Origin of the sequence: Methylobacterium marchantiae (assembly GCF_042679825.1) — a bacterium.
GTDB lineage: Bacteria > Pseudomonadota > Alphaproteobacteria > Rhizobiales > Beijerinckiaceae > Methylobacterium > Methylobacterium marchantiae.
The window spans coordinates 1-657 of the sequence record NZ_JBHTND010000088.1 but is presented as its reverse complement, the minus strand read 5'-3'; the positions used below and the strand labels follow the sequence as shown (position 1 = coordinate 657).

Sequence of the window (657 nt, the reverse complement as noted above, 5' to 3'; positions counted from 1 at the left end):
TAAGAGCGCCTAACAGAACGGCACCGAGTCGGATGTCGAGCGTTGGTTTGGCATGGCCAGACCGCTTCTCCCCGATGATCTCTGGGATGAGATCGCCCCGCTCCTCCCGCCGCCTCGGCCCCGTCCGAAAGGCGGGCGTATGGAGCCGCCTGCATCACGTGCTGCTGGAGCGCCTGCACGCAGCGGGTGAGATCGACTGGAGCCGGGCTTGCCTGGACAGCGCGTCTGTCCCGGCTAAAAAAGGGGGGCTGCCACCGGCCCGAACCCGACGGACCGGGGGAAGCCGGGCCAGATGCGCCACCTCGTCACCGACGCGCGCGGCACGCCGCTCGGCTTCCGCCTGAGCGGGGCCAACCGGCACGACACCGTCATGATGGCGGCCACCCTCGATGCCATTCCGCCTCTGCGGAGTGGCCGACGAGGGCGACCGCGACGCCGTCCGGACAAGCTGCACGCCGACAAGGCCTACGATGCCAGACCCCGTCGGCACGAATGCCGGGCGCGGGGGATCGTCCCGCGCATCGCACGGAAGGGTATCGAAAGCAGCGAGAAACTCGGTCGGCATCGTTGGGTCGTCGAGCGTACCCACGCGTGGTTCAATCGCTTCCGCCGCCTGCCCGTCCGATACGAGCGACGTGCAGACATCTACGAGGCCTT

Annotated in this window: 1 pseudogene; it reads left to right on the top strand. The window is 68.5% G+C overall.

From position 1 onward, the window contains the following. Positions 1-52 precede the first annotated feature (52 nt). Positions 53-657: pseudogene (locus ACFQ4G_RS21935) on the top strand (IS5 family transposase); the annotation flags it as partial.